Annotated in this window: 21 protein-coding genes; 13 read left to right on the top strand and 8 right to left on the bottom strand. The window is 38.2% G+C overall.

Annotated features, from left to right (window positions below; translation table 11 throughout):
• Nucleotides 1–155: 155 nt before the first annotated feature.
• Nucleotides 156–1,337: a FecR family protein gene (locus tag B3H30_RS23660; protein WP_070568559.1), complete on the bottom strand. Its 1,182-nt coding sequence runs from the start codon at nucleotides 1,335–1,337 to the stop codon at nucleotides 156–158.
• 86 nt (nucleotides 1,338–1,423) lie between these two features.
• Entirely contained in the window at nucleotides 1,424–1,936 is a 513-nt protein-coding gene (locus tag B3H30_RS23665) for a sigma-70 family RNA polymerase sigma factor (protein WP_070568551.1), read from the bottom strand.
• Between the two features lie 476 nt (nucleotides 1,937–2,412).
• Here B3H30_RS23665 and B3H30_RS23670 point away from each other — a divergent pair, with 476 nt between their 5' ends.
• The 3 genes from B3H30_RS23670 (at nucleotide 2,413) to B3H30_RS23680 (ending at nucleotide 6,244) form a co-directional block, all read left to right on the top strand.
• Nucleotides 2,413–2,727 (top strand): hypothetical protein, encoded by a 315-nt coding sequence (locus tag B3H30_RS23670; protein ID WP_139145066.1) that lies wholly within the window; start codon nucleotides 2,413–2,415, stop codon nucleotides 2,725–2,727.
• Nucleotides 2,728–2,793: 66 nt separating this feature from the next.
• A complete protein-coding gene (locus B3H30_RS23675; RefSeq protein ID WP_070568541.1) occupies nucleotides 2,794–3,573 on the top strand; it encodes a GLPGLI family protein in 780 nt (259 codons plus the stop codon).
• A complete protein-coding gene (locus B3H30_RS23680) occupies nucleotides 3,554–6,244 on the top strand; it encodes a carboxypeptidase-like regulatory domain-containing protein (RefSeq protein WP_139145065.1) in 2,691 nt (896 codons plus the stop codon). Before B3H30_RS23675 ends, B3H30_RS23680 begins: the two co-directional genes overlap by 20 nt.
• A gap of 105 nt (nucleotides 6,245–6,349) precedes the next feature.
• On the opposite strand, the gene B3H30_RS23685 is transcribed toward B3H30_RS23680, so the two are convergent.
• Complete coding sequence (locus B3H30_RS23685; protein WP_070568803.1) at nucleotides 6,350–7,237, bottom strand: alpha/beta fold hydrolase; 888 nt, start codon at nucleotides 7,235–7,237, stop codon at nucleotides 6,350–6,352.
• A 123-nt stretch (nucleotides 7,238–7,360) separates the two neighbouring features.
• Between B3H30_RS23685 and B3H30_RS23690 the strand changes: the two genes are divergently transcribed.
• Nucleotides 7,361–7,729, top strand: a complete 369-nt coding sequence (locus tag B3H30_RS23690) for a MerR family DNA-binding protein (RefSeq protein ID WP_070568534.1) — start codon at nucleotides 7,361–7,363, stop codon at nucleotides 7,727–7,729.
• A 552-nt stretch (nucleotides 7,730–8,281) separates the two neighbouring features.
• Here B3H30_RS23690 and B3H30_RS23695 read toward each other — a convergent pair.
• From B3H30_RS23695 to B3H30_RS23705, 3 genes are all read right to left on the bottom strand, one after another.
• Nucleotides 8,282–9,823, bottom strand: coding sequence for a protein adenylyltransferase SelO (locus B3H30_RS23695; protein WP_070568529.1), 1,542 nt, complete (start codon nucleotides 9,821–9,823; stop codon nucleotides 8,282–8,284).
• A gap of 170 nt (nucleotides 9,824–9,993) precedes the next feature.
• Complete coding sequence (locus B3H30_RS23700; protein WP_070568527.1) at nucleotides 9,994–10,407, bottom strand: luciferase family protein; 414 nt, start codon at nucleotides 10,405–10,407, stop codon at nucleotides 9,994–9,996.
• Nucleotides 10,408–10,410: 3 nt separating this feature from the next.
• Entirely contained in the window at nucleotides 10,411–11,337 is a 927-nt protein-coding gene (locus B3H30_RS23705) for a hypothetical protein (protein WP_070568525.1), read from the bottom strand.
• A gap of 364 nt (nucleotides 11,338–11,701) precedes the next feature.
• On the opposite strand from B3H30_RS23705, the gene B3H30_RS23710 reads away from it, so the two are divergent.
• From B3H30_RS23710 to B3H30_RS23740, 7 genes are all read left to right on the top strand, one after another.
• A complete protein-coding gene (locus tag B3H30_RS23710; protein ID WP_070568522.1) occupies nucleotides 11,702–12,742 on the top strand; it encodes an endonuclease/exonuclease/phosphatase family protein in 1,041 nt (346 codons plus the stop codon).
• Nucleotides 12,743–12,896: 154 nt separating this feature from the next.
• Nucleotides 12,897–13,556 carry a SanA/YdcF family protein gene (locus tag B3H30_RS23715; RefSeq protein WP_201303515.1) on the top strand — a complete coding sequence of 220 codons (660 nt, stop codon included), beginning with the start codon at nucleotides 12,897–12,899 and terminating at the stop codon, nucleotides 13,554–13,556.
• Nucleotides 13,557–13,709: 153 nt separating this feature from the next.
• Nucleotides 13,710–15,260, top strand: coding sequence for a serine hydrolase (locus B3H30_RS23720; RefSeq protein ID WP_070568512.1), 1,551 nt, complete (start codon nucleotides 13,710–13,712; stop codon nucleotides 15,258–15,260).
• Between the two features lie 195 nt (nucleotides 15,261–15,455).
• A complete protein-coding gene (locus B3H30_RS23725) occupies nucleotides 15,456–15,896 on the top strand; it encodes a hypothetical protein (RefSeq protein ID WP_070568506.1) in 441 nt (146 codons plus the stop codon).
• A gap of 579 nt (nucleotides 15,897–16,475) precedes the next feature.
• Nucleotides 16,476–18,083: a sensor histidine kinase gene (locus tag B3H30_RS23730; protein WP_286831428.1), complete on the top strand. Its 1,608-nt coding sequence runs from the start codon at nucleotides 16,476–16,478 to the stop codon at nucleotides 18,081–18,083.
• Nucleotides 18,080–18,829, top strand: a complete 750-nt coding sequence (locus B3H30_RS23735; protein ID WP_070568500.1) for a LytR/AlgR family response regulator transcription factor — start codon at nucleotides 18,080–18,082, stop codon at nucleotides 18,827–18,829. The genes B3H30_RS23730 and B3H30_RS23735 overlap by 4 nt, the downstream gene beginning before the upstream one ends.
• Before the next feature lie 33 nt (nucleotides 18,830–18,862).
• Nucleotides 18,863–19,237, top strand: coding sequence for a hypothetical protein (locus tag B3H30_RS23740; RefSeq protein ID WP_070568498.1), 375 nt, complete (start codon nucleotides 18,863–18,865; stop codon nucleotides 19,235–19,237).
• Nucleotides 19,238–19,362: 125 nt separating this feature from the next.
• Here B3H30_RS23740 and B3H30_RS23745 read toward each other — a convergent pair whose 3' ends face one another.
• Together B3H30_RS23745 and B3H30_RS23750 are read right to left on the bottom strand one after the other, a co-directional pair.
• On the bottom strand, nucleotides 19,363–20,346 hold the full coding sequence (locus tag B3H30_RS23745; protein ID WP_070568495.1) for a type I glyceraldehyde-3-phosphate dehydrogenase: 984 nt from the start codon (nucleotides 20,344–20,346) through the stop codon (nucleotides 19,363–19,365).
• A gap of 246 nt (nucleotides 20,347–20,592) precedes the next feature.
• Nucleotides 20,593–21,372, bottom strand: coding sequence for an AraC family transcriptional regulator (locus B3H30_RS23750; RefSeq protein ID WP_070568799.1), 780 nt, complete (start codon nucleotides 21,370–21,372; stop codon nucleotides 20,593–20,595).
• Between the two features lie 91 nt (nucleotides 21,373–21,463).
• Between B3H30_RS23750 and B3H30_RS23755 the strand changes: the two genes are divergently transcribed.
• Both B3H30_RS23755 and B3H30_RS23760 read left to right on the top strand, forming a co-directional pair.
• A complete protein-coding gene (locus B3H30_RS23755; protein ID WP_070568493.1) occupies nucleotides 21,464–21,715 on the top strand; it encodes a hypothetical protein in 252 nt (83 codons plus the stop codon).
• A complete protein-coding gene (locus tag B3H30_RS23760) occupies nucleotides 21,702–23,036 on the top strand; it encodes a TolC family protein (protein WP_286774919.1) in 1,335 nt (444 codons plus the stop codon). The genes B3H30_RS23755 and B3H30_RS23760 overlap by 14 nt, the downstream gene beginning before the upstream one ends.
• The last annotated feature ends 8 nt before the right edge of the window (nucleotides 23,037–23,044 follow it).

The following is a 23,044-nucleotide window of genomic DNA, read 5'->3' on the forward strand; positions in this document are numbered from 1 at the left end:
AAATTGGTATAGAATTAATGGTTTATGATCAGTGTTAATTCAATTTTGATGCAGGAGTATTTGCCGTACTTCTGCATTTTTATCATCTTAATTTAGGTTTTTAGCTTTTTTACATACAAAGTCCTCCTCAATAAGTTTATCTGTTTATAATTAGTTTATCTGTTTACAATTAGTTTATCATTGTCAATGGTCAATTTATAACCTGTCAAATCTTTTAGTACATTACAAAGTTCCGCCAGCGTTACATCTCTTTTCATGCTACCTTCATACCGTTCATTATTTAATGGGATCTTACAATCGACCTGAATTCCGTACCAACGGCTTAATTCATCAAGTATCTGTTGCATATCTTTATTTTTAAAATAGAAATATCCGTCTTTGAAGGCTGTGGCTTCAGCCTTACTGGCTAATGGAAAAGTCTTTAGCTTTTTATCGACAATCTCCGTTTCGCTGCCAGCATTCATATAGATTTCGTTTTCATAGTTGCTAACTTTAAGTTTTCCTTCTGTCAATGATACTCTCGTATTTGCATGATAGGAATTTACATTGAAAGCTGTTCCGATCGCCTGTATATTGATATGATTTGTTTCAACAATAAAGGGCCTATGTGCATCTTTTGCAACTTCAAAATAGGCTTCACCTTTTAGTGTCACTCTTCGCTCTTTTTTATCAAAATTTGCTTTATAGCTGAGCTCAGAGGCAGCATTTACCCACACTTTAGTCCCATCGCTAAGGGTTAATACCATGGTAGATCGTTTAGGAACTATTAAAGTATTTTTTAGGTTTTCTGCTAAGCTAGCGGGGTATATAAGCCGTCCTTCTTTTAATTCGATACCTTGCGCAAAATATTGGATTGCCTTTTTTTCGGTTAATCGTATTTCTTCTTTGCCCTCAATTTTTAAAACGGCACCTGCTCCTCCTGGAAGAACATCATTTTTATGTCCGTATATCTTGTCCGGAATTAAATAGTTTATAGGGTTTTCTGGCTGTTGTCTTTGCCATAACAGCGTTAGGACAAGTAATAGGGCGGCAGCAATCCCAATAGCCTTGTACCATGGTTTATTTAAGAAGAGATACTTCTTTCTTGATTGTAAAATCGTTTCCTTCGCCGTAAATTTACGTTGTGTGATGAGCCATTCTTGTTTTACATCAGTACTGCGAAGATCAAAAGGAACATATATGTCGGTCTGTGATAACCGACGAGATAAGCTATCCCTTGCGCTTGGATATTTTTGTAAGAGATTTTTTAATTGGTTTTCTTTGTCGGATGGTAACTCACCATCCTTCAAAAGAAGAGCAATCAGTTCTGCTAATAGTATTTTGTCGGTTTCTATCATAATTCAGAAGCTAAATAACTTGAACGGTTGAAATGGGTGATCCGTTTATGGAAATAAGTGGAGGTTTAGTTATAAGGTGCTGATTGTTAGAGTGTAAAAAATGTAAGAAGTAGGCTTAGAAATTTTCTTTTAAGCAGGTTTATGGCACGCATCCGTTGTGTTTTAACCGTGTTTACTGAAACATTGAGTTCCTGTGCGACCTCGTCATACTTCATTCCGTCCAGATAGATTAAACGGCAGATTCGTTGACAACCTTCGGGCAATTCATTGAGTTCCCGATGTAGAGCTCCAATCAGTTCGGCGTTTATTAAATTATCCAGGATATCATTGTCATCCGGTTGGTCAGGGTTAAATTGGCTCCGTACACGATCAAATACCACATTTCTCCGTTTGATATTCATCGCTATATTTTTTACAGCGCTATAAAGGAAGCTCTTAATGACGGGCTCTCCCTTTTGCAGTAAGTCCTGTCTACCCATTAGAACGATAAATGCGTCCTGCACGATGTCTTTTGCAATTTCTTCGGAACCAACCCATGGAAATGCAAATACACTGAGTTGCAGAAAATATTTGTTAAAATAATATTCTGTGGATAACATTTCGTTTGCTTTTTTTTAAAATATAAATTTCAAAAGTGAAATAAAGAAAAATATTAGAGATTTTATGTAGGTAAAACGTCTTAAAATTTTGAAGCTTTATAAAGCTACTATTAAATGCTGTTTTTAGTGATAGTTTACTGTAATTTAATATAAATATGATATAACAGAAGGTTTTCTGTGTGAACATCTTGGTTTTTCGGAATCTTTCATATGTTGTTTCTATCGATTTTTTTTCAGATAGGCTACTTTACAGTAAGGCTTTGTACGTTTTTATCTCATAGCGATTTTCCCCATAATTTTAGTTATTCAGTGAACAAGCCCATTGCGAATAGTAACGGATCAGCTACGTATTCTAAGTGACCATTTACAAATATTTAATCATCATTTAAATAATTAAATGTGTCTTTATTTTTACCGTCATATACAAGGGTATGCCATCAAATCATACCATGGTTTAACAAGTAAATTTAAAAACAATGAAAAGATTAATGATGAGTTTGGTAGCAGTGGTTATGCTATCATCTGTTGCTTCGGCTAAGACAGCGACAACACCGGTCAACGGAAATGCATCTATGAAAACAACTTCCCAGCGCCTGGCCAACAATACGCTCCGGGTAACCGAGGAAACCACGGAAACGAATGCAGCCTTTGTACGCTGTAATTTTAAGGTAAGCATATATAGCAGCGACGGCGTTTTGCTAGGCAGCGCAGTCTATACAGATTATGCTTCTTCAGCTGGCGGTTGTGCGGGTTTCTTTGCTGCAATGCATGACTGGGTTGCAAACAACTAACTTTTTATTCATTATCACAAAAAACAAAAGCGGGGCTTTGACCCCGTCTTTCTAAACTAAATTATCATGTGTAAATATTATATATTCTTTTTATTTCTGTTCCTTTCCAGATTATCTTCTGCACAGCGGCTTCATGCCGCATATGAATACATTCCATCGGCAATGGCTACTTTTAAAGAAGCGGTCTATTATGATGGAACAGTGAAGATTGCTGTTCGTGATTCGATGCCAATTCGTAAGCAAGAGCTTAACAAAGATGCCGACGATGAAGAAGTAGCATCTTCATTTTCGATAACAATCGGTTCTGGCAAGAGGTATAACAGGGTCGTGATCCATCAAAATAAGACTGACCAACAGTTAGAAACCCGTTCCATTCAAGGTGTTAACTATTTGGTGACGGACAAATTTCCGGCGCTGGTCTGGAATACGGATTACACCGATGTGGATACATTGGGCAAACATGTATGCCATAAGGCAACGGCCTCTTATCGAGGGACTACGTTGGTAGCTTATTATACGAATGATATTCCCGTGCCTGTTGGACCATCAAAATTTGGCGGCTTGCCAGGCCTTATCGTGATGCTCTATAACGAAAGTGCTAATCCGAACTATTGGTACTTGAAGGAGGTAAATTATCCCTATACTGGCGATATTCCCGTAAATGATAAATATATTCAGTCTTTACCCAAATTGAGCCTGGAAGAGTTTGTCAAGAAAGACGACCAATTCAATGAAGAGCAAATGCGCATTATGTACAGCAAAATGCCAATGATGGAAGGCGTAAGCGTTGAGAAGCAAAAAGTTAGGGGCAGTGTAGAGCAAGTGTATGAATGGGAACATCAATAAGCGGATAGCGGTCTTACTCAGCTTTTGTCTGTTGTGTATGGCCGTATATGGACAAGTTGCTATTCATGGAAGCGTCAGTACTGAAGGAAAACCTTTAGGAGGGGTGCGTATTGATTTACGGCGTGATGGCGATAACAAAATGCTGGCTTATACGTTTAGCGACGGTCAGGGGAAATATCATGTGCAAACGGCCCAAAGTGGATCATTTACGTTGCTATTCAAGGCGCTGAGCTTTAAGTCTGTTTCCCTTTCCATCACACCAATGCAGGTCGATACGCTAATTGATGTGCAGTTATCAGCTGGGGGAGTGGAACAATTGCAGGAAGTGATTGTCCACTCCAAAGGGGCTTATCGTCGGGGCAGAGATACCATTGAGCTTGCTGTGAAATCCTTTTTGCAGGGCGACGAGCGTACGGTAGAAGATCTACTTCGAAAGATCCCAGGTATTCAGGTGGGTACCGACGGCAGTATCAAAATAGGTAATAAAGAAGTGGAAAAAGTGATGGTGGAAGGGGATGATTTTTTCGAAAAGGGCTACCGCTTGCTGACGCAAAGCATGTCTGTTCGTCCCTTGGAAAAAATTCAGATATTGCAGCGGTATTCCAATAATAAGCAGCTGAAAGGTATCGAAAATTCGGACAAGATTGCACTAAATCTGCAACTTAAGGAGGAAAGTAGGGCACAGTGGCTTGGCTCTGTTGATGCGCAGGTGGTTCCCATAGGCCCCAAATATTCTCAGGCGAGTGCTAACCTGATGAATTTTGGGAAGAAGAACAAATATTATCTCTTGGGTGCTGCTAACAATAACGGAGTGGATGCCGTAAGCAGCATCAACCACCTCATTCAGTCTGGTTCTCCAGATGAACCAGGTCAGATTGGTGTGGGGGTAACAACACCCACTTTGATAGATAATACACCAAATCTGCCTGGTTTTGATTATAAAAGAACCAATTTCAATAACGACAAGTTGTTGTCATTGAATACCATTTTAAATCCGACCCCACAGTTAAAAATCAAATGGCTGGGTTTTGCAAATCCTACTAAAAAATCATTTTACCGAAATACCGTGCAGAACTATCATTTGGAGGATATCCAATTTACCAACACCGAAGATTATCAGTTTACCAGAAACATCGATAACTACTTCACGAAATTGGAGCTGCAGTTGGAGCCCAATAAGCGTACATTGTTGAGCTATTCAGGTACACTAGGTTCTTTGAGGAAAAATGATTTGGGCGCATTATTGTTCAATGGTGTACAAAGTGAGGAACTGACCAAAAGCAAGGGGTATTTGACCAACCACAATCTGAGTTATAGCTACAAATTTTCGGAGCGGGATGTACTGGTCAGCTCACTACGTTGGCTAAACCAGCAATCGCCAGTAGATTACAGTATCGATCAATATTATTATAAAGACTTGTTTGGGGGGGAAGATATCCGTGCGGTAAAACAACATATTGAAAATAATCTACAGTATTTGGGTGCCACTACGCATTATGTAAGCCGGAAAAAAAATGGTGACTTCTTTGAGTTGGCTTTCAATATGGCCTATCAGCAGCAACAGCTTAATACCGAATTAGATTTGCTGTCAAATCCAGATGAGTTAGGGGGAAAAGCAGTCTCTCCCTCGGGATTTTCTAATGCGATGGACTTAAACGTATTCCAGACAAACTTTACTTCCAAGTACACTTTTAAACGAAATAAATGGGAATTAACACCTCGTTTGCAGGTAGGTCTCGTACAGAATAGGTTAACAGATTTTGGGAAAACCATGCCTAAAAATAACCTCTTGCTTTCGCCTGGATTATCGGGGAAATGGGTTATCCACCCAAAAGGGCGCCTGGAAACCGACCTCTATTTTCAGCAACAGAATACCTCGCTTACCGAGCTCATTCCCCATTATTATACGACAGGAGTTCGAAACTTTATTCGAGGAATGGATAAGCTAGCGACGCTAAGCAGTTCTGGTGGCACGCTGATGTATACCTATGGCAGTATGACAGATCGTTTTTTTGCGAACCTCTCGGTCGGACATCAGATTTTGTTTGATTATATGGGTACAGAAAGCAGTTTAGACCCCAATTTTAGCCTTGTGCAACAGGTATTGCTCAAAAACAAAAAGAGCAGCAATTATAAGGCGGATCTTAATTACTACCTGAAGGCTGTAGGAGGAAATTTTCGTTTGGACTTAGGTGCAAATACAGCAGATTACGAAACATTGGTGATGGGCGTGGGCAATCGTCGCATCCATACAGAGACATACGATTATGGACTATCGTTTAGAAGTGCATGGAAATCCAGGTTGAATATTTACACAGGTTACGCCCTGCAGTCGGTCACTTATCGCTCAGATAGCAAAACTACACTACATAATAGCCGCGGGTTTCTGAATGTATTTTTGAATATGGGAAAAAACATACAGTGTAATCTAAAGAATGAATCCTATCGCTTTGGCAGTTTCCTTGGCCAGGATTCTAAGACCTATTATTTCTCGGATTTCTCCTTAGCTTATGAACTGCGGCAGCATAGGACAAGATTTACCATGACAGCAAAAAATATTTTCAATACTCGCTTTTTCAGAAATGCTGAATTGACAGACCTTTATAATACCAGCACCGAATATAAGCTTTTGCCTGGTTATATCAGTTTTGGGGTAGATTATAGCTTTTAAGTTTTTATTTTGAAACTAGGACACTACTATCCCCAAAGCTGAAAATCCTACGCGGATAGCCAACACAATCGTTGCTGGTTGATTACAAGTTGATTTCGTCTGAAATTAGATCGTCAATAAAAACTCTTTGATCAATTCGGCAGTTTCGATAGGTTTTTCGGCAAGAATAAAATGGCCACAGTTTTCAATTTTTTTAAGTGTTAGATTACAGGTGATTTCCGGTAAAGAATGATGCAATAGGTCATAACCACTCGCACCAATCGCTAGGACTGGCATTTCTAATTTATCATAGCTCCCGTAATCTTTAATATCTTGTGGAAAGGCCTGATACCATGCATTGGAACTACGAATGGCATCCTGGTTGTCATACGCTTTACTATACACCGATATATCAAATTGGCTTATGCTATCTTTATTAATCAGCAGGTTGTCGAATAACCAAGAGATGACGATTGACATGCGTCCCTCAAGCAACTTTTCTGGCAATTCTTTGACTTGGTTGAAAGCTAGCCACCACGGATATAAATAACTGCTCCCTAAAATAGGTAACATCGGAAGCTGATACATGCTTGGGTCTGGATGTGGTGTATCCAGCAGTATCAATTTGCTTGTTGCTTGTGGATAATTACAAGCAAAACTAAAAGCGACATGTGCACCGATATCATGACCTGCAATACAAACGCTGTCGAAGCCTAAATGCTTGACTAATTCGTAGATATCCTTGGCCATGTTCTTTTTATCGTAACCATTTTCCGGTTTATCCGAGCTACCCATCCCTCTAATTTCAACAACAAATACTTGGTTGTCTTCTGCTAATATTGGCATGACATGATGGTAAGCCCACCATGTTTCTGGATAACCCGGAATAAGAATTATGGGGTCTCCTTTGCCCCCTTGAACATAATGGATTGATAGGCCATTTATTACAATAAAATTGTTTGTGAAGCCGGGTACAAGTTTAATAAGTTCTTTGTCGGAATATCCTATTTTCATGATAAAAGATAATTGATAGTTACCATTGATTTTCAATAGACAAATTTAAACTGTATTTTTACAACCCACAAGTATGAAGTATACTATATACTTTTATTATTTTTTTAAACTATTGATTATCAAGTGAAATTAATTAGTCAACTAGCGAAGGAAGCGAACATGCCTATTGGAACTATACGCTTTTATGAAAAGAGCGGACTCATTTCTGGCATGACAAAAAAGGATGTAACTTCCAACAAGTACGTGTATTATGACGATGAAGTAACCGAAAAACTGAGGTTCATAAAGATGGCGAAAGCTGTAGGCTTTACCTTAGCTGAAATTAAACAGGTTATTGATGCATGGTATCAAAAAGAGCTGACTCAGGCAAGTAAAATGGAAGTGCTTGATCTTAAATTGCAACAGATAGACACTAAGATAAAGGAACTTAAGCTAATGAAAAAACAAATTGTACGATGTAAAAGCAATATCGAAAATGGTTTAAGTCGATAACCTATAAAAAACTTTGCGAAAAAGAAAATGATGAAGGAATACAGCATTGCTATTGGACTGTCAATCGTATTGTGTCTAATTGCCTTTTTTATTAGAGATCGGTTTTTGGTGTTTTTTACCACCGAAATAATAGGTGAAAGCCCTTTGCTTAATAATAGTTGGCGCCTACCCGGTCAGGTTTTGCCTGCACTGATTTTTATTTTCTCTTTTGGGATTCTTCCTTTTCTGTATCTGTCAGTCAAAAATTATTGTAAAATATCTTCGGTAAGAAATCAATTGTTTACTATACTATTGATCTGTACGTCAGGATCTATATTTTGTGGAATACGCGTGATTTATTTAAAATTTAAAGTTGCTCAGATACGTGACCTATTAAAAAGGGCCGAGTTTTCTTCGGATAGTGATATACCTAGTGTTAGTTTTCAGGATATGCACCTGGAGTCTTATCTCTTGGCAGGTTTACTTGTGTATGATTATTTTTAGAAAATCTACATATCCTAAACTTTAGCTTTTAAACCCACCCTGAATGTTTAACGAACGGGGCATTTCATACTACGAACTGCATGAAAGTGTAGAACATCCTGCGGTGTCGTCATAGCTTGAAGGACGCTTGACGGAAAATTCCGGAAATAATTCCTGGTAAGGATTTTCTAATGCTTGCGTTAGCTTCATTAACAGTGCTGTTTTTCCGGCACTAATTTCTTCAATACATTGGTAAAGAAGATAGTTCCGCAATATAAATTTGGGGTTTGTTTTTTTCATTAATTCCACGGACTCAGCTTTTGAAATAGCATTTGAATTCAGACGGGATCGATAGTTTTCCATGAAGTCTTTCAGTCTGCTGAGCTTTTCTTCATTTAAAGCGCCGTAAGCTACCGGGCTGAAATGTTCCTGTAAATCAGTTTCTGGTGTTGTTTTCTCCAGTTGATTGAAGAATAAGGTATGATCCAATGCGAGGTCCTGCATTAAGCTCTGCCAGTTATTAAAAAACACCTCATCCTCTTCTTTTAGTTCATCAAATCCGAATTTTTTGCAGAGCATTCTGTCATGAGTTTCCCAAAAATAAACGCCAAAATTATTTAGGGTGTTTTCAAGAAACTTTTCATCGTTGATGATGGGCTGGAGGGTATTTGCGAGTTTCCATAGATTCCATTGGGCAATCTGTGCCTGCTTTCCAAATGCATATCTTCTTCCCGGTAGATCCGTAGTATTCGGGGTGAAATTTAAATTATATTCATCCAGCATTGAATAGGGACCATAATCGATCGTTAGGCCTAAGATGGACATGTTGTCTGTATTCATTACCCCATGTACAAAACCTACTCTGAACCATTCTACCATTAAGTCTGCTGTGCGGATACATACATTCTCAAAAAAATCTTTGTATTTCTGCTGATCGGATGAAACAATTTCAGGGAAGTAATTTTCAATTGTAAAATCAAGCAGATCCTGTAATAACGTATGTTCACCCTGAGCAAACATCAGTTCAAAATGCCCAAAGCGAAGGAAGCTTTCGGCAGTTCTGATCACTACGGCTCCTTTTTCGTATTGTGGATTGCCGTTATACATGATATCCCGAAGAACATCTTCTCCTGTAAAGGCCAGGCTTAAGGCCCTGGTGGTAGGTATGCCTAAGTGATACATGGCTTCACTCATAAGGTATTCACGTACAGAAGACCGCAATACGGCTCTTCCGTCTGCACGCCTTGAATAGGGTGTTGCACCGGCTCCTTTCCATTGTATTTCGGTCTTCTTACCAGCAGCATTAGTAATTTCTCCCGCCAGAATGGCCCTGCCGTCGCCCAGTTGCCCGGCCCAATTACCAAATTGATGTCCGGCATAAGCTGTAGCGTAGGTCTGAATATTGTCGGGTAGGTGAGAGCCTACCAGAAAGTTAAGATCCTTTTCTTCAAATTTACCCAGCCCTATTTCCTCAGCAAGAGCTTCGTTAAAAGCAATCCGTTGAGGCTGTTCAAACCCTGCAGGTTCAATCGTAGCAAATAGCACTTTTGGCGTGCCTCGCTGTGTAGGGTTATTGGAAAAATCTCCAGGGAATTTTTTGAGGAAAGGTTGTTTGATCTGTTCAATATTCATACAGCAAAGATATTAAATCTAAAAGATAAAGACCTTCCTTTTTTATACCTAGATGGTGTCTTCATAATGAGTACATAGATAGCCAAAATAAAGAGCCGATAGCTAATTATTGCAGTGAATGAACATTTTATGAAGACAAAGCCTGTCTAAAAGAATATAGCATGCTGTTTTTATCTAGCACGATCGTAAGCCTTTTTCAAGAGATAACAGGCATAGGCAACATCTTGCTTATTGTGAAGATAAAAACTGATCCAGCCTGAATTTTTAAACACATGGTGGTCCTTAATTTTTCCCTCCATCATCAATGATTTTTTTAGCTCTTTATTTAATAAAATGTCCACTAAACCATTGCTATGGACATGTGCAAATTCCTTTCCTAAATAATTGAACGCAGTCCCACCATATTTATGTATCCCAATCGTCGTCCCGGGCATTCCTTTTACATTTTCTTCCAGGTCATCGATCCAATTTAGCAGTTCAGGCTTGGCAATGAACATCCAAAATCTCATGAGACTATCAAATAGAATGGCTAATAAGGGGATATCCTTTAAAAAGCCAACTCTTTTTACCACAAAAGAAAACATAGTTTATCGCTCGCTTAAAAGTTTAATATGCTCCATGACTCGGAAATGGACATTCCTAGTGATACTTTCTGCCCAAAGGTCATAGTACCAAGTCGGGAAAACATGGAGATTATACCAACTGTTCCCAATAAGGGTAGTGGTACCATTTCCATTGTCTTTCAATATAAATTGACCTCTTTTGATATCGATATGTCCCATGATTTCAGGGTCTTTGGGTTGATCAATGATATCAAAAATTAAGTTTTCATTGACGTCAAATTTTACAATCTTCTCATCGAAAACATACCCGTTGCTAAAAATACATTTTCGGTTTGCGCCCAGTTTATGTTCACTTACCGTTGTAGCCATGGGGCTCGGCATTCCTATACTAAAAAGCCAATAGTTTTCCTTCTGAGATATGGGATCGAAGGCGACCACGTGTTGCCATACTTGCGTTGGACTCGCATGAATTAAGATCTCATCGGAGACCATATTTTCATGATGGTGATCAGTCAGGGAGTCGACAATAAAAATTCCAAGTAAGAGGCTAACAATGCTTATATTCAATTTTTGATTACTCTTTTTAAACATTGACCTTCCAATAAAGGCACCTGCGATAACAAAGCCAAAGATAAGAGGTGAAACAATTAAGAGGCAAATAATGCCCTCACCTAGGAATATAAAGCTGAGTAAGATAGCCATAAGGCCACCCAAGATAGAACATGCGGTTATTTGTTTACCTCTCATGTCAGTATCTTTCCAACACCAAGCCATGATAATACCCATCAACAGTGGAATAATCACAAACTCAGAAAAAACAAGTACCCCTGCATCCTTGGGCAGCAATGAAGATTGCATACCAATAATTAGAAATGCAAAAATGTTGGCGATTAGAATTCCCTGAACTGTTTTAGAACTTCGTACTTTATAAAACGTTTGTTTCAAACTCATGATACTTGATTTTTATGTTCATAAACCGGTTGTGCTAAAACTTTGTGTGGCTAAGGTATTAAATAATTCGCTATTTAATAAATCGTGGAATGCTGATTAATATGATGCTATTCAATTGAAGCTGATCAAAATGTTACAAATACAAAAATGCCGTTGCGTTGGATGTATCCTACTGCTGAATTCGATACAAATCGCGAAAAAGTTGATGAAGCAAGTCAACGACAATGTGTTGGAGTTGATAATGTGGATAAAATTATTTGGTTATTACAGAAATAAGTAAGAAACTCGCTCATATGATAATGGTAGAAACCGCTCTCGGCAAGAACGTTGCGGTAACACTTTCCAGTAGAAATAGACAACTCCAATGAAATTAAGAAAGATGATATTGCTTTTAGTGATAGCCCTTTTGGGGCATACACTCTTCGCTCAGGCAAAAAATGAGGTAAAAGTACTGCAGATCAACATTTGGCAGGAGGGGACTGTTGTGCCCAATGGGTTTCCTGCGATTGCAGACGAAATTATTGCCAAGCATGCAGATGTCGTTCTCTTTAGTGAAGTCCGCAATTACAAGGGAACAGATTTTATTCAGCGTATACTAATGGAACTCAAATCTAAAGGGGCTATCTATTTTGGCCAGTCCAGTGATGCAAAACTGGATGTCGGTTTTATTTCCAAATATCCGATCGAATCACAGCATGCGCTTTATGAAAAAGATAGTACCATGGGCGGTGTTTTAAAAAGTAAGATCAAGATTGGGAAGCGTTCTTTTGTATGCTATTCTTTACATTTGGACTACACAAATTATGCATGCTACTTGCCGCGTGGTTACGATGGTTTGACCTGGGAGAAGTTAGATCGTCCTGTTTCAGATGTAGGTACCATTATTGAGGCTAATCGGAAAAGCAAACGTGATGAAGCTATCCAAGATATCCTGAGCGACGTAGAAAAAGAGGATCAATCACAATCGTTTATTATTGCAGGTGATTTTAATGAGCCTTCACATTTGGATTGGACATTGGCTACAAAAGATCTTTTCGACCATCGTGGGGCAGTGGTTCCTTGGGACTGTTCGGTTTTATTAGAAAAAGCCGGATTTATAGATAGTTTCCGTCAATTATATCCCAACCCGGTCAGTCATCCTGGTTTTACCTATCCTGCTTTTAACAAGGATGTTCCCATTGGGAAATTGGCATGGGCACCCACAGCGGATGATCGAGATCGGATCGATTATGTTTATTACCGCAGCAAAAAACCGTTGAAACCAGTAAAAGCTAACATTGTCGGTCCTGTAGAAACCGTAAAGTATGGACAGAAGCAGGAAAAAGATAGTGAATATAACTTCCTGCTGCCCGAAGGCGTGTGGCCAACCGATCATAAAGCGATGTTGGTTATGTTTAAATTCTAGAGCATTAATAGCCAAATGAAATATACCGAAAAGACTGTAAGTGGCTACGAATGATAATTTATCTGCAGCGAATTATAATTGGTTCGATTTTCAATAGGTTGTACTATTAAATTTGTGTTTAAAATGATAAGTTTATCATGAACAAATCAAGCTAATGAAAAAGATTAAAAGGTTCGTTTTAGTGGTTGTCGTTCTATGCGTAGTAGCCCTGGTTGTTGTGGTGATAACCAATAGCAATGTAACGGCTAAAACAGATTCGGTGATTTTCACTGAACTTAAGGATGTGCCAAGAACCAAGGTAGCCATCATTTTTGGCGCTGGCATCAATGGTGATCAGCCAAGTAGGTATTTGAAAGATAGACTCGATGCCGGGATTTCGTTGTACAAAAACCACAAAGTGGATAAAATATTGTTGTCAGGAGACAATGGAAGAGACGAGTACGATGAGCTTAGCGTAATGAAGTTGTACTGTCAGAAAAATGGCATCGATACCGCTAAAATTTACATTGACTATGCTGGGTTCGATAGCTACTCGACCATGTACCGGGCAAAATATATATTTAATGTTGATACGGCAATTTTGGTATCTCAAAAATATCATCTAAATAGATGTGTTTATCTGGGTGATAAATTAGGCATAAAATCATTCGGTTATAGTGCCGATCGAGGAGTTTACCCTGGATATAAATATTATGCATTTAGAGAAAAACTATCGGTAACGAAAGCGGTTTTGGATGTAATGAGAAATAGAAAACCAAAGTATTTAGGTAAGCAGGTGGATGTAAACGGAAAGTCGAATTATACGAAAGAATAATTTAGGAGATTTTACGGATTGATAGACCAGTTATTATCGTAAAATTCAGCAACCTCCTAAGAACAACCAGGAATAAAAAAATTAAAGGCAATGTCTCCAGTAGTTTGCGGGAATCATGTTGAATAAGTATTTTCGTATATATTCCAATTTGATATGAAATTCCTTTTAACCTTTATTTTTTGTTCCTGGTTTTCTTTTTCACTATTTTCTCAGGTTGGGAAAGTAGGTGGGCAGAAAGATCAATTTAAAGCAATTGATTCTGTTCTCGGCCAAGTTTTAAAAGATCATCATGTGGCGGGTTTTGCCGTTGCTGTTGTAAAAGGCGATAAAATAATTTATAATAAGGGATTTGGCTATCGTGATTTCGCGAATAAAAAACCTGTTACACCGAATACGCTTTTTGCAATCGGTTCGAGCTCCAAAGCTTTTACCGCTTCATTGTTAGGTTTGTTGAGAGCGGATGGCAAACTGACATTCGAGGACAGAGTGGTATCTTTACTGCCTGCGTTACGGTTTTACAATGATGAGATGGATAATCAAATCGTGGTTAAAGACCTAATGGCGCATAGGACAGGCTTGTCCCGCTATGATTTATCTTGGTTTCTGTTCAATAGCAAAAATAGAGATAGTCTGATTTCACGGGTCAGATTTATGAAACCCAGTTCAGGCCTGCGCATGAAATGGTTCTATAATAACTTTATGTACCTTGCTCAAGGAATGATTGTGGAGCGATTGAGTGGTAAGACATGGGAACAAAATATACAGGAAAAGTTTTTTACCCCTCTACAAATGACCCGTTCTAACACCAATCTCTTAGCCTTCCAACGGGATAGCGATGCATCTTTGCCTTATACACTTTCCAAAGATAACACGATAAAACTAATTGATTATTATAATATTAGTGGCATGGGGCCGGCAGGAAGCATAAATAGCAGTGCTAATGACATGTCTAATTGGCTCAAGGTTTGGCTCAACCGAGGTTATTTCAATGGGAAAGAAATACTCCCTGCAAATTACATAAAGGAGGCTGCGAGCTCCCAAATGGTGATGGATGCCGCTTTACCGGACAAACACAAAGATGTTTTCCTTTCCAATTATGGATTAGGCTGGATGATTGGCTCCTATAGAGGACATTATCAAGTAGAACATGGTGGAAATATTAACGGATTTTCTGCGAATGTGGCATTTTTTCCAACAGATACACTCGGAATTGTCGTATTAACCAATCAAAACGTATCTAAAGTTCCTACGGTGGTCAGAAATTCTATAGCGGATATACTTCTTGGTTTGAATCCAATCGACTGGAATGGTGAAAAAAAGGCTGAAATCGATTCGCTGCGTCATGTTAAAAAAGAAGAAGAAAAGTTGCCCATTCCAGCGACGAACCCTTCCCATTCCTTAAAACAGTACACTGGTTCTTTTGAGAATCCTGCATATGGAATTATTGAGGTAAGGCTTAAGGATAACAAGCTATACAGTGAACTCGGTTATGAGAAGGTTGTCCTTATCCACCGACATTATGATGTTTTTGACCCACGGTCTGTCGATAAAGATGGCGCAGCGGATCCTGAACCAAGTAATCTTCTCTTTAACTTCTTTAGCGATGTGGACGGTCAGATTCAAGGTATAGGAATTCTGTTGGACGGTAGTGAAAAACCGGTTATGTTTGATCGTAAACCCAGTCCTGTTACTGCATCCCAGTAACCGACCAATCGTATGGAGCAATAACATGAAAAGGAGGTGCCCCGACGGCACTCCTAAGCCAGCTGCCACAGAAAAGATTAGCTGTCAAATTGTATTTGAACATACGAAAGCAGAAGATTGGGAGAATTTAAAAATGGGGACTTTAATGAATCTTAAGTATTTGAGATTTAATCCCTGATAATTTATAGACGCATTATGAGATATTCACCTGTAAAAATAATACTAATTGAGGTCGTACTTTTGATGGGGTGTAATTTCGATAGGGAAAAACAGTATTTTCTGGAATTCAGAGAAGAAAAGACAATAGAATCCATGCCCAATGATATTTATTTCAACGATCAAAAAATAGGAACGGTGGATCGGGTATTATTAAAATCAAAGGTTCCAACTTTCAAGGTGAACTTATCTGATCCAATACCTATACATTCAACTATTGAATTAACTGAAATGGATCTGCTTGGTAATCACAGATTATTATTGAAAAAGAGTAGTGCTGAAAGAATATATCATCATAATGACACCATTACAGGTTTTTTAAAATACATTAAACAAAAAAACATAGATCCAAAACTGCGGGATAGTATTTATAAATCAATTCGCGAGGGGAAGGGGATCCTTCAATTTGATACTGAGTAGTTTCCCCCCCTTTGAATATTTAAGCTTTTATACCTATTTTTATTACTTGTATAAGGCGCTTATCTCCGTGATATCTCAGTAACCCAAGTGAAAAAATCAGATCTTATTGTAACCTAAATGACTTCTTTACCGAAGCTCTTATTGATTGGAAAATTCTTCTTATGGAGGGGAGGTCTTTATGATTATGTCCAGAACAGCATAGGCGCTCCGAATATAAAGGTAACCGAGTTAAATACTCGCAAAATCTAGCAGGATTGCTTTCGTCAAGTTATGGGTACTACGAATCAAGACAGGTACGTCTGAGCTTCAACTAATAGGTTCATTTATGGCGCGAATAAGGATCAACGTAATCGCAAAGCGACTCTCGAAAGCGAATGCGGTCGGATACAATAAGATAGAGTCCGGCTATGTCGACTTTGTGTTTATACCTTTCTATATAAGAGCGTAATTGTGATGAGCGCTCAAATGATTAAATCCTGATCCTGGCGTATAGTTTACCAAGTGAGCGGAGAGCAATACTGTTTTTGCATTTTTTTAAAATTAATAATTATAGAGTTTTGTAAGTATAAACGGCAGATCATGAAAAAAAACACGTTTTTACTAATCGCTATATTCTTTTGGATACCCATTGTTGCTCAGGTTAGCAGCAAAGGCGAACAATATTCAATAGACAAAAAGGTAGAATATTATTTAGGGAGTATAGATATTGCAGGAATAAGCATCGGTGCCTCCTTCGATAGCCTAAGTAAAATTAGGAGCTATGCAAACAGGTTTCCCAACATAAGCAACCAAGCGCTGACTTATATCAATAATGGAAATAGGGTACAATTCAAAATTCGTACTAAACTACTTTCAGGCATAAAGAACTATCGCTTTGCTGTTGTCGATGATTTAAAAAATACGTTGTTATCCGGACGCTTAGAGGACCTGACCTTTAACAAACACGGCTTATTTGGTTATATAGCAGAATTGCCAATAACGGAGATCCGAAATAAGACCATTTCTGTAACCTTATATAACGAAAAAGATCCTTCAGAACAGGGAAGCGTGATTATATATAACACAGCGATCCCAAAAACTGATATTATCTTTCTTGGAAGGGAGCTAATTGATAGATCAAATCGATCTGCGGTTGAAATGAAAACAGATGCGTCGAAAATTATCTTGGACAATGATGTTACAGGTCTGAAGGTTGCAGTTAGAAAAAATGATTACAGTTCCATTTACTCGTTATTGGTAAAAGAAAAGGAAACTGGCAACATTGTATTTAAAAGTAATTCTTGGAATTACAGTTTTTACACTGTAGATGGAATAGAGCAACCGAATATTTCAATAGGTCGGGAGAATTTCAAAAATTCTGGAGAATATGAAATCATTATTCGACCACAATTAGAGAATATGACGGAGCAAGAGATGGAATCGTCTAGTTTTAGACAAAATGTCAAAATACAAATTGATAGAACTTTCTCTATGCAAGATATGATCATGTGGTCTCTATCATTAATTATTATCTTTAGCATTATAAGCTTTCTTCTAATTTATGTACTGCGTAGAAGAAATAGAAAAAAAATCCGAGAAGAGAGTTTAAATAAAAAAATATCGGAAACTAAACTGATCTCGATTCAGGCGCAACTCAATCCTCATTTTCTTTTCAATTCGCTCGCTAGCATTCAGAGTTTTATAAATAACAATGATGTGGACAATGCAAATAGGTATTTAAGCAAATTTGCCCGTCTCACCCGAAATGTGCTGGATAGTGAATCGGTAAATACACTCACGGATGAGCGAAATCTTTTAACCGATTATCTTCAGATGGAACAGCTACGATTTGGTTTTGAATATGCGATTGATGTTAGCGATCTTGATCCTAATAACATCGAAATACCAACAATGCTCCTACAACCATTGGTTGAAAATGCCATAAAACATGGGATATCAGAATTGAAGGAACGTGGAAAGGTTAGCTTATATTTTGAGAGGAAGGAGAGTGATATGGTAATAACTATATTTGATAATGGTCGAGGGTATGATATAGCACATACACCATTCGGATTAGGAATCAGGTTAACCAATGAGCGTATACAGCTTTGGAATGAATTGCATCCAGAGACAAATATTTTCATAGATACAGAATCTAAAAGTACGGGGACATGCGTATCTTTAATTTTTAAAAACTGGTTATTATGATACGTGCTATTTTAGTGGACGATGAAATTTCAAATACCAAAAATTTAAAGGCGCTATTGGCTAAGTATTGTCCACATGTTGAAGTTGTGGCAATCGCAAATACGATTACTGAAGCAGCGAGCTTAATTAAAAATAATAGACCCAATTTGGTATTTCTTGATATAGAAATGGGGAGTCAGACAGGTTTTGACCTGCTTAAGGATTTTGAAACAATAGACTTTCAGGTCATTTTTGTTACAGCATACAACCAATATGGTATACAAGCCATAAAACATGCGGCATTAGATTATCTTCTAAAACCCATTGATATAGACGAGCTCAAATTGGCCGTTGAAAAGGCTTGCAAAAAAGTAAGTACAATAGTGCAGAATCCCGGGGTAGAATTTCTGATTCAGCAGTTGACATCGAAACAGAGGGTGCCTCAGAAGATAGCTCTTGCTTTTCAAAACGAAACTCGATACTTACTCATTAGCGATATAATACGTTGCGAAGCAGACGATACATATACCGTTTTTCACTTACTAAATGAAGAGAAAATAATTTCTTCAAAACCGTTAAGAGAATACAGCGAAATACTAATTCCACACAACTTTATTCGAACACACCAAAGTCACCTTATAAACCCTTTTTATATCCAAAGTTGGCTTAAGGAAGACGGCGGGACTTTACTATTGGCAAACCGTGAGAAAATACCAGTATCTAAACCAAACCGTGAGCGCGTAAAAAACGCTTTGGCACAATTGTAAAACAACTTGGACCTGCAAAAATGGGAAACGGGTATGCATGAATTACGCTCAGTATACGACAGTTTACCCCCGAATGAAAAAGCAAGTTGTCTTATTTGGGGCAAACATTACTCGCAGGAGGGTGCAGTCGAACTGATGAAGAGTACATATGGGCTTCCGAACGCCTTTTGTTATCACGGTAGCTTCTATAACTGGGCACCGACAGGCCGGATGCCCCAAACGGTGATTGCCATTTGTTATAACGATACCGGTGACAATTTCTTCTGTCCTTTTTTCGAAAAAGTTGTTCCTGTGCGAAAATTATATAGTCCCTATGCAAGTAGCGAAGATTGGGTGCTGCAAACGATCTATCGCTGTAAAAAACCTAAGCAGGACTTTAACAAAATGAAAGATTTGTTTAAAAGTTGAATATTTGAATACTCATGCTGCTTACTTTATTTGACTGGGCTGCAAGAAGTATAAAATTGTATTAAGAAGGGGCTATCTAACCTTTAGATAACCCCTCGCACGTTAAGTTCTTCGTTGCTACCGCACTAAATCGATTGAATTTGTCTGATCATTTGGTTGGTAAATCCCCATTCATTGTCATACCAAGCCATCACTTTCACCAGGTCGCCATCGACAACTCGAGTCATTTCTAGATCTACTGTCGCTGCAAATGGACTTTTGATAATATCGGTAGATACCAAGGGCTCGTCGGTTACCGTTAGCACCTTTTTATAGCGATCAGTTTTTGACTCTTCGATCAAAATTTGGTTGATCTCTTCGATTGTGGTGGACCTTTCTGCAATAAACGTAATATCGGAGATGGATCCTACTGGAACAGGTACCCTAACAGCTATACCGTCAAACTTTCCGGCGTATTGCGGAAGTGCTTTTGTCGTCGCTATTGCAGCCCCCGTGGCCGCGGGGGCAAGGTTAATGCCTGCAGCCCGTCCCATACGCGGTTCTTTTTTTGATGGAGCGTCGACCAATGCCTGTGAAGCTGTATAACCGTGTGTGGTATTTAGTATGGCCTTTTTTATTCCCAGTCTCCTGCCTAATATTTCGATTACTGGACTTATATTGTTGGTGGTACAACTTGCGCATGAAAAAACAGACACCCTGCCATCTTCGGTATTTACTCCATGGACCACTGTCGGCGTATCTTTAGTAGGACCAGAAATGACGACAAATTTTGCTCCAGAAGTCAAGTGTTTTTCAGCGTCCGGTTTGTTTGTGAAAATACCCGTACTCTCTATAACGATATCCGCTTGGATATCTTTCCAAGGTAACTTTTCAATCTCCCTGATACTTGTATATTTAACCACCTTTCCATCGACCACAATTGTATCTCCTTCGATACGCACATCTTTTTCATATTTCCCATAGTTACTATCGTATTTAAGCAGATATGCGGCGTTTTCAATACTCATCAGATCATTAATTCCAACGACCTCAAGATCGGCAGTTTCTGTTATTATTTTTAAGGCAGCGCGTCCGATGCGACCAAATCCATTAATTGCTATCTTTTTCATCCTATTCCTTTTAAATCTGTTTATATTATTTCTTTTGTTTTTATATATAGACTAAGTTCTTTTATTTTTCGAAAAAAAAGATTGACATGGATCAAGAATTTCGCTTAACTAAAGTTACTCCATTAGTTTTCAGGGATTAGGGGGCGAATGCAGTTGATATGGGCCTATCGGTATTGAACTATGACAGAGTTCTGACCATAATGCGCAGATCAAAGCGAGTACAGGCGGACTGTAAAGTTTTATTCCTTACTTCATTTTAAACTCCGTAGGTCTCATGTTTGTAAGCAGATAAAAGTTATTGCTAAAAGCCGCTATATTTGAATAGCCAATATCATACGCAATCTCGGTCATATTCAAATCTGTATCGTTGATTAATTCCATTGCCTTAATAATCCGTAGCATTTTTAAATACTGAACAAATGTAATGTGCAGTTTGGTTTGGAATAATCTGGTCAAACTACGAACACTCATTCCCGATTGCTGAGCAATAAAAGCTAAGCTTAGATTTTCATTTAGTCGATTTCTAAAACTCTCAATTATGGTATTTAGCCTTTGATCGTCAGTTGTAGGAAGTTGTATGGAGAATTTTTTGAGATTTTCTTTTGATAATACACCTTTAAGCGTGATTAAAAATTCAAACTCCCACGAACCTTTGTAATAATTACCTTGCCACTTCTCACTAAAAGAAAGCATCTCTGCCAGCAGCTTACTCACCGGATAAATCCCCAACTCCTCATAAAAATTACCAACACTTTCCTCCGGAAAATAAATATTGATAATAGACAGGTCCTGGGTGTTGAACATCAGGTTGTGCCGATAATTTTTTGGTATCCAGATATAATGATTTGAGGGAATATAGAAATCCTTTTCGTCAGTCTGCAGGTAAGCAATCCCGCCATAAACCAATAACAACTGAGCTTTCTTGTGCTGGTGGGCAGGCAAACGTTGTTCCGTCTGCTGTCGCATCACCAGGATAGAATCAGGATTTTGATCAACAATATGTATGATTTGGCTCAGAATTTCCATATGGCCAAATTTAACAAATATTAGGCTAATTATATAAAATGATACTTCGCCATGCTGGATACTTTTGCTATGTAATAATAGTAAAGTCATTATGAAACATAAAATCATAACATCGCGCAAAGATCTTCAACTTGAAACACAAGACCAAAAGTCTGCTAATAAATTACATCATTCAGATGAAGGAATTGACAGTGCACATATTTTCTGGTTTGCTTATGGGTATAACCATGCTTTTATGGCAATGGTAGATTTAACTTTTGCTTTTGATGAATTGAAAAAGATTGTAAAACCATGGCTAGTAAAAAGAAAGAAATATATAAACAAAACCGATGAAACAATATAAAATAGTCCCGATTTTGAGCTTATTGTTAACCCTATTTGTACAATCACTCTATGCCCAAAATATAGCTAATGAGCTGGTATTAAGCTTGGAAGAAATTTGGAAAGTAGCCGAAACAAATAACCGTCAACTGAAACTATCCGATCTACATCTTCAGCAGAGCAATTTGGAAATATTGGAAGCGAAAGATCGTTTGTTGCCTGAGCTTTTTGTTGGCGGAGATGCAAAACTCAATTCCAAATTCCTGATTTATGACAATGGATTATTCTCTTCTCCACAGGATGTGCCGGTAAAAGGTTATGGTTACAGCGTGGGTTACAACCTGAACGTCAATCTTTACAATGGTGGTAAGGACAAAAGAAACATCGCCATGAAAAAGGAAGAAGCGATACGTACACAATATGAAGTCGATCTGCAAAAACACAACATAAAATACAATGTTGCAGCTGTTTACTTTGATCTGTATAAGTTTCTGCATTTTCAGGATTTTCTTGCGGCAGAAATTGAAGCCGAAAAAAAACAATTGACACTGGTAGCAAGCTTGCATAAAAATGGCACCGTGCTAAAGAGCGATGTATTAAGAACCTCCGTGAAATTAGCGCAACTGGAACTCAGCCTTTCTGATATCGCGAAGAAGATTGAAATCGCTAAACAACGGCTCAATATCCTGATGGGGAAAGAAAATGATGCTGAGCTTGCAATAAAATACCAAGATACAATCGAGTTAAAGGTTATCACTCAAGGTGGTTATGAGGATTATCTAGACATCGCATTTAACAAATCGCCGGAATACAAGATAGCCTATGGCGCTGTCAAATTGAGTGAAATGATCATCAAGCAGGTAAAAGCGACGCTGTTACCCAAAATCTCCTTGTATTCAACTTACAATTACACCTATCCGCAGATTTCATTTTATCCATATTCGAATGATTTATGGGGATTTGGTCAGACCGGGATCAAAGTCCAGTTTCCTATTGATAATCTATACAAAAGCAAGCATTCCATCGCTCATGCTCAAGTGATCAGTAATGAGGCAAGAGAAAAAGCAAATATTAAAAAAGAGGAGATCTACCTTGAGGTAAAAGAGGCTTATTTACAGCAAAAACAGGCCTTGGAAAGCATGGAAACAGCAGAGCAAAATATCATTAAAACCGCCGAAACTGCTCGTGTTATCAGAAGTAGCTACTTAAACCAGGAATCCCTTCTGACCGATCTTCTGGAAGCCGAAAATGCTTTGTTGGAAGCTAAATTTAATCTGACAACAGCACAAACAAACGTTAAACTTAAGCATATCAGGCTATTGGCAATTATCGGAATTCTTTAATACAAATA

Source organism: Sphingobacterium sp. UBA7038 (assembly GCF_002494055.1).
GTDB classification, from domain to species: domain Bacteria; phylum Bacteroidota; class Bacteroidia; order Sphingobacteriales; family Sphingobacteriaceae; genus Sphingobacterium; species Sphingobacterium multivorum.

Excerpts from the sequence above, each read along its gene's own strand:
- B3H30_RS23720 (WP_070568512.1), top strand. The coding sequence starts at position 13,710 with ATGAAATTCCTTTTAACCTTTATTTTTTGTTCCTGGTTTTCTTTTTCA.
- B3H30_RS23750 (WP_070568799.1), bottom strand. The coding sequence starts at position 21,372 with ATGGAAATTCTGAGCCAAATCATACATATTGTTGATCAAAATCCTGAT.
- B3H30_RS23715 (WP_201303515.1), top strand. The coding sequence starts at position 12,897 with ATGAAAAAGATTAAAAGGTTCGTTTTAGTGGTTGTCGTTCTATGCGTA.
- B3H30_RS23670 (WP_139145066.1), top strand. The coding sequence starts at position 2,413 with ATGAAAAGATTAATGATGAGTTTGGTAGCAGTGGTTATGCTATCATCT.
- B3H30_RS23760 (WP_286774919.1), top strand. The coding sequence starts at position 21,702 with ATGAAACAATATAAAATAGTCCCGATTTTGAGCTTATTGTTAACCCTA.
- B3H30_RS23665 (WP_070568551.1), bottom strand. The coding sequence starts at position 1,936 with ATGTTATCCACAGAATATTATTTTAACAAATATTTTCTGCAACTCAGT.
- B3H30_RS23710 (WP_070568522.1), top strand. The coding sequence starts at position 11,702 with ATGAAATTAAGAAAGATGATATTGCTTTTAGTGATAGCCCTTTTGGGG.
- B3H30_RS23695 (WP_070568529.1), bottom strand. The coding sequence starts at position 9,823 with ATGAATATTGAACAGATCAAACAACCTTTCCTCAAAAAATTCCCTGGA.
- B3H30_RS23700 (WP_070568527.1), bottom strand. The coding sequence starts at position 10,407 with ATGTTTTCTTTTGTGGTAAAAAGAGTTGGCTTTTTAAAGGATATCCCC.
- B3H30_RS23735 (WP_070568500.1), top strand. The coding sequence starts at position 18,080 with ATGATACGTGCTATTTTAGTGGACGATGAAATTTCAAATACCAAAAAT.
- B3H30_RS23685 (WP_070568803.1), bottom strand. The coding sequence starts at position 7,237 with ATGAAAATAGGATATTCCGACAAAGAACTTATTAAACTTGTACCCGGC.
- B3H30_RS23730 (WP_286831428.1), top strand. The coding sequence starts at position 16,476 with ATGAAAAAAAACACGTTTTTACTAATCGCTATATTCTTTTGGATACCC.
- B3H30_RS23745 (WP_070568495.1), bottom strand. The coding sequence starts at position 20,346 with ATGAAAAAGATAGCAATTAATGGATTTGGTCGCATCGGACGCGCTGCC.
- B3H30_RS23680 (WP_139145065.1), top strand. The coding sequence starts at position 3,554 with ATGAATGGGAACATCAATAAGCGGATAGCGGTCTTACTCAGCTTTTGT.
- B3H30_RS23755 (WP_070568493.1), top strand. The coding sequence starts at position 21,464 with ATGAAACATAAAATCATAACATCGCGCAAAGATCTTCAACTTGAAACA.
- B3H30_RS23740 (WP_070568498.1), top strand. The coding sequence starts at position 18,863 with ATGCATGAATTACGCTCAGTATACGACAGTTTACCCCCGAATGAAAAA.
- B3H30_RS23675 (WP_070568541.1), top strand. The coding sequence starts at position 2,794 with ATGTGTAAATATTATATATTCTTTTTATTTCTGTTCCTTTCCAGATTA.
- B3H30_RS23705 (WP_070568525.1), bottom strand. The coding sequence starts at position 11,337 with ATGAGTTTGAAACAAACGTTTTATAAAGTACGAAGTTCTAAAACAGTT.
- B3H30_RS23725 (WP_070568506.1), top strand. The coding sequence starts at position 15,456 with ATGAGATATTCACCTGTAAAAATAATACTAATTGAGGTCGTACTTTTG.
- B3H30_RS23660 (WP_070568559.1), bottom strand. The coding sequence starts at position 1,337 with ATGATAGAAACCGACAAAATACTATTAGCAGAACTGATTGCTCTTCTT.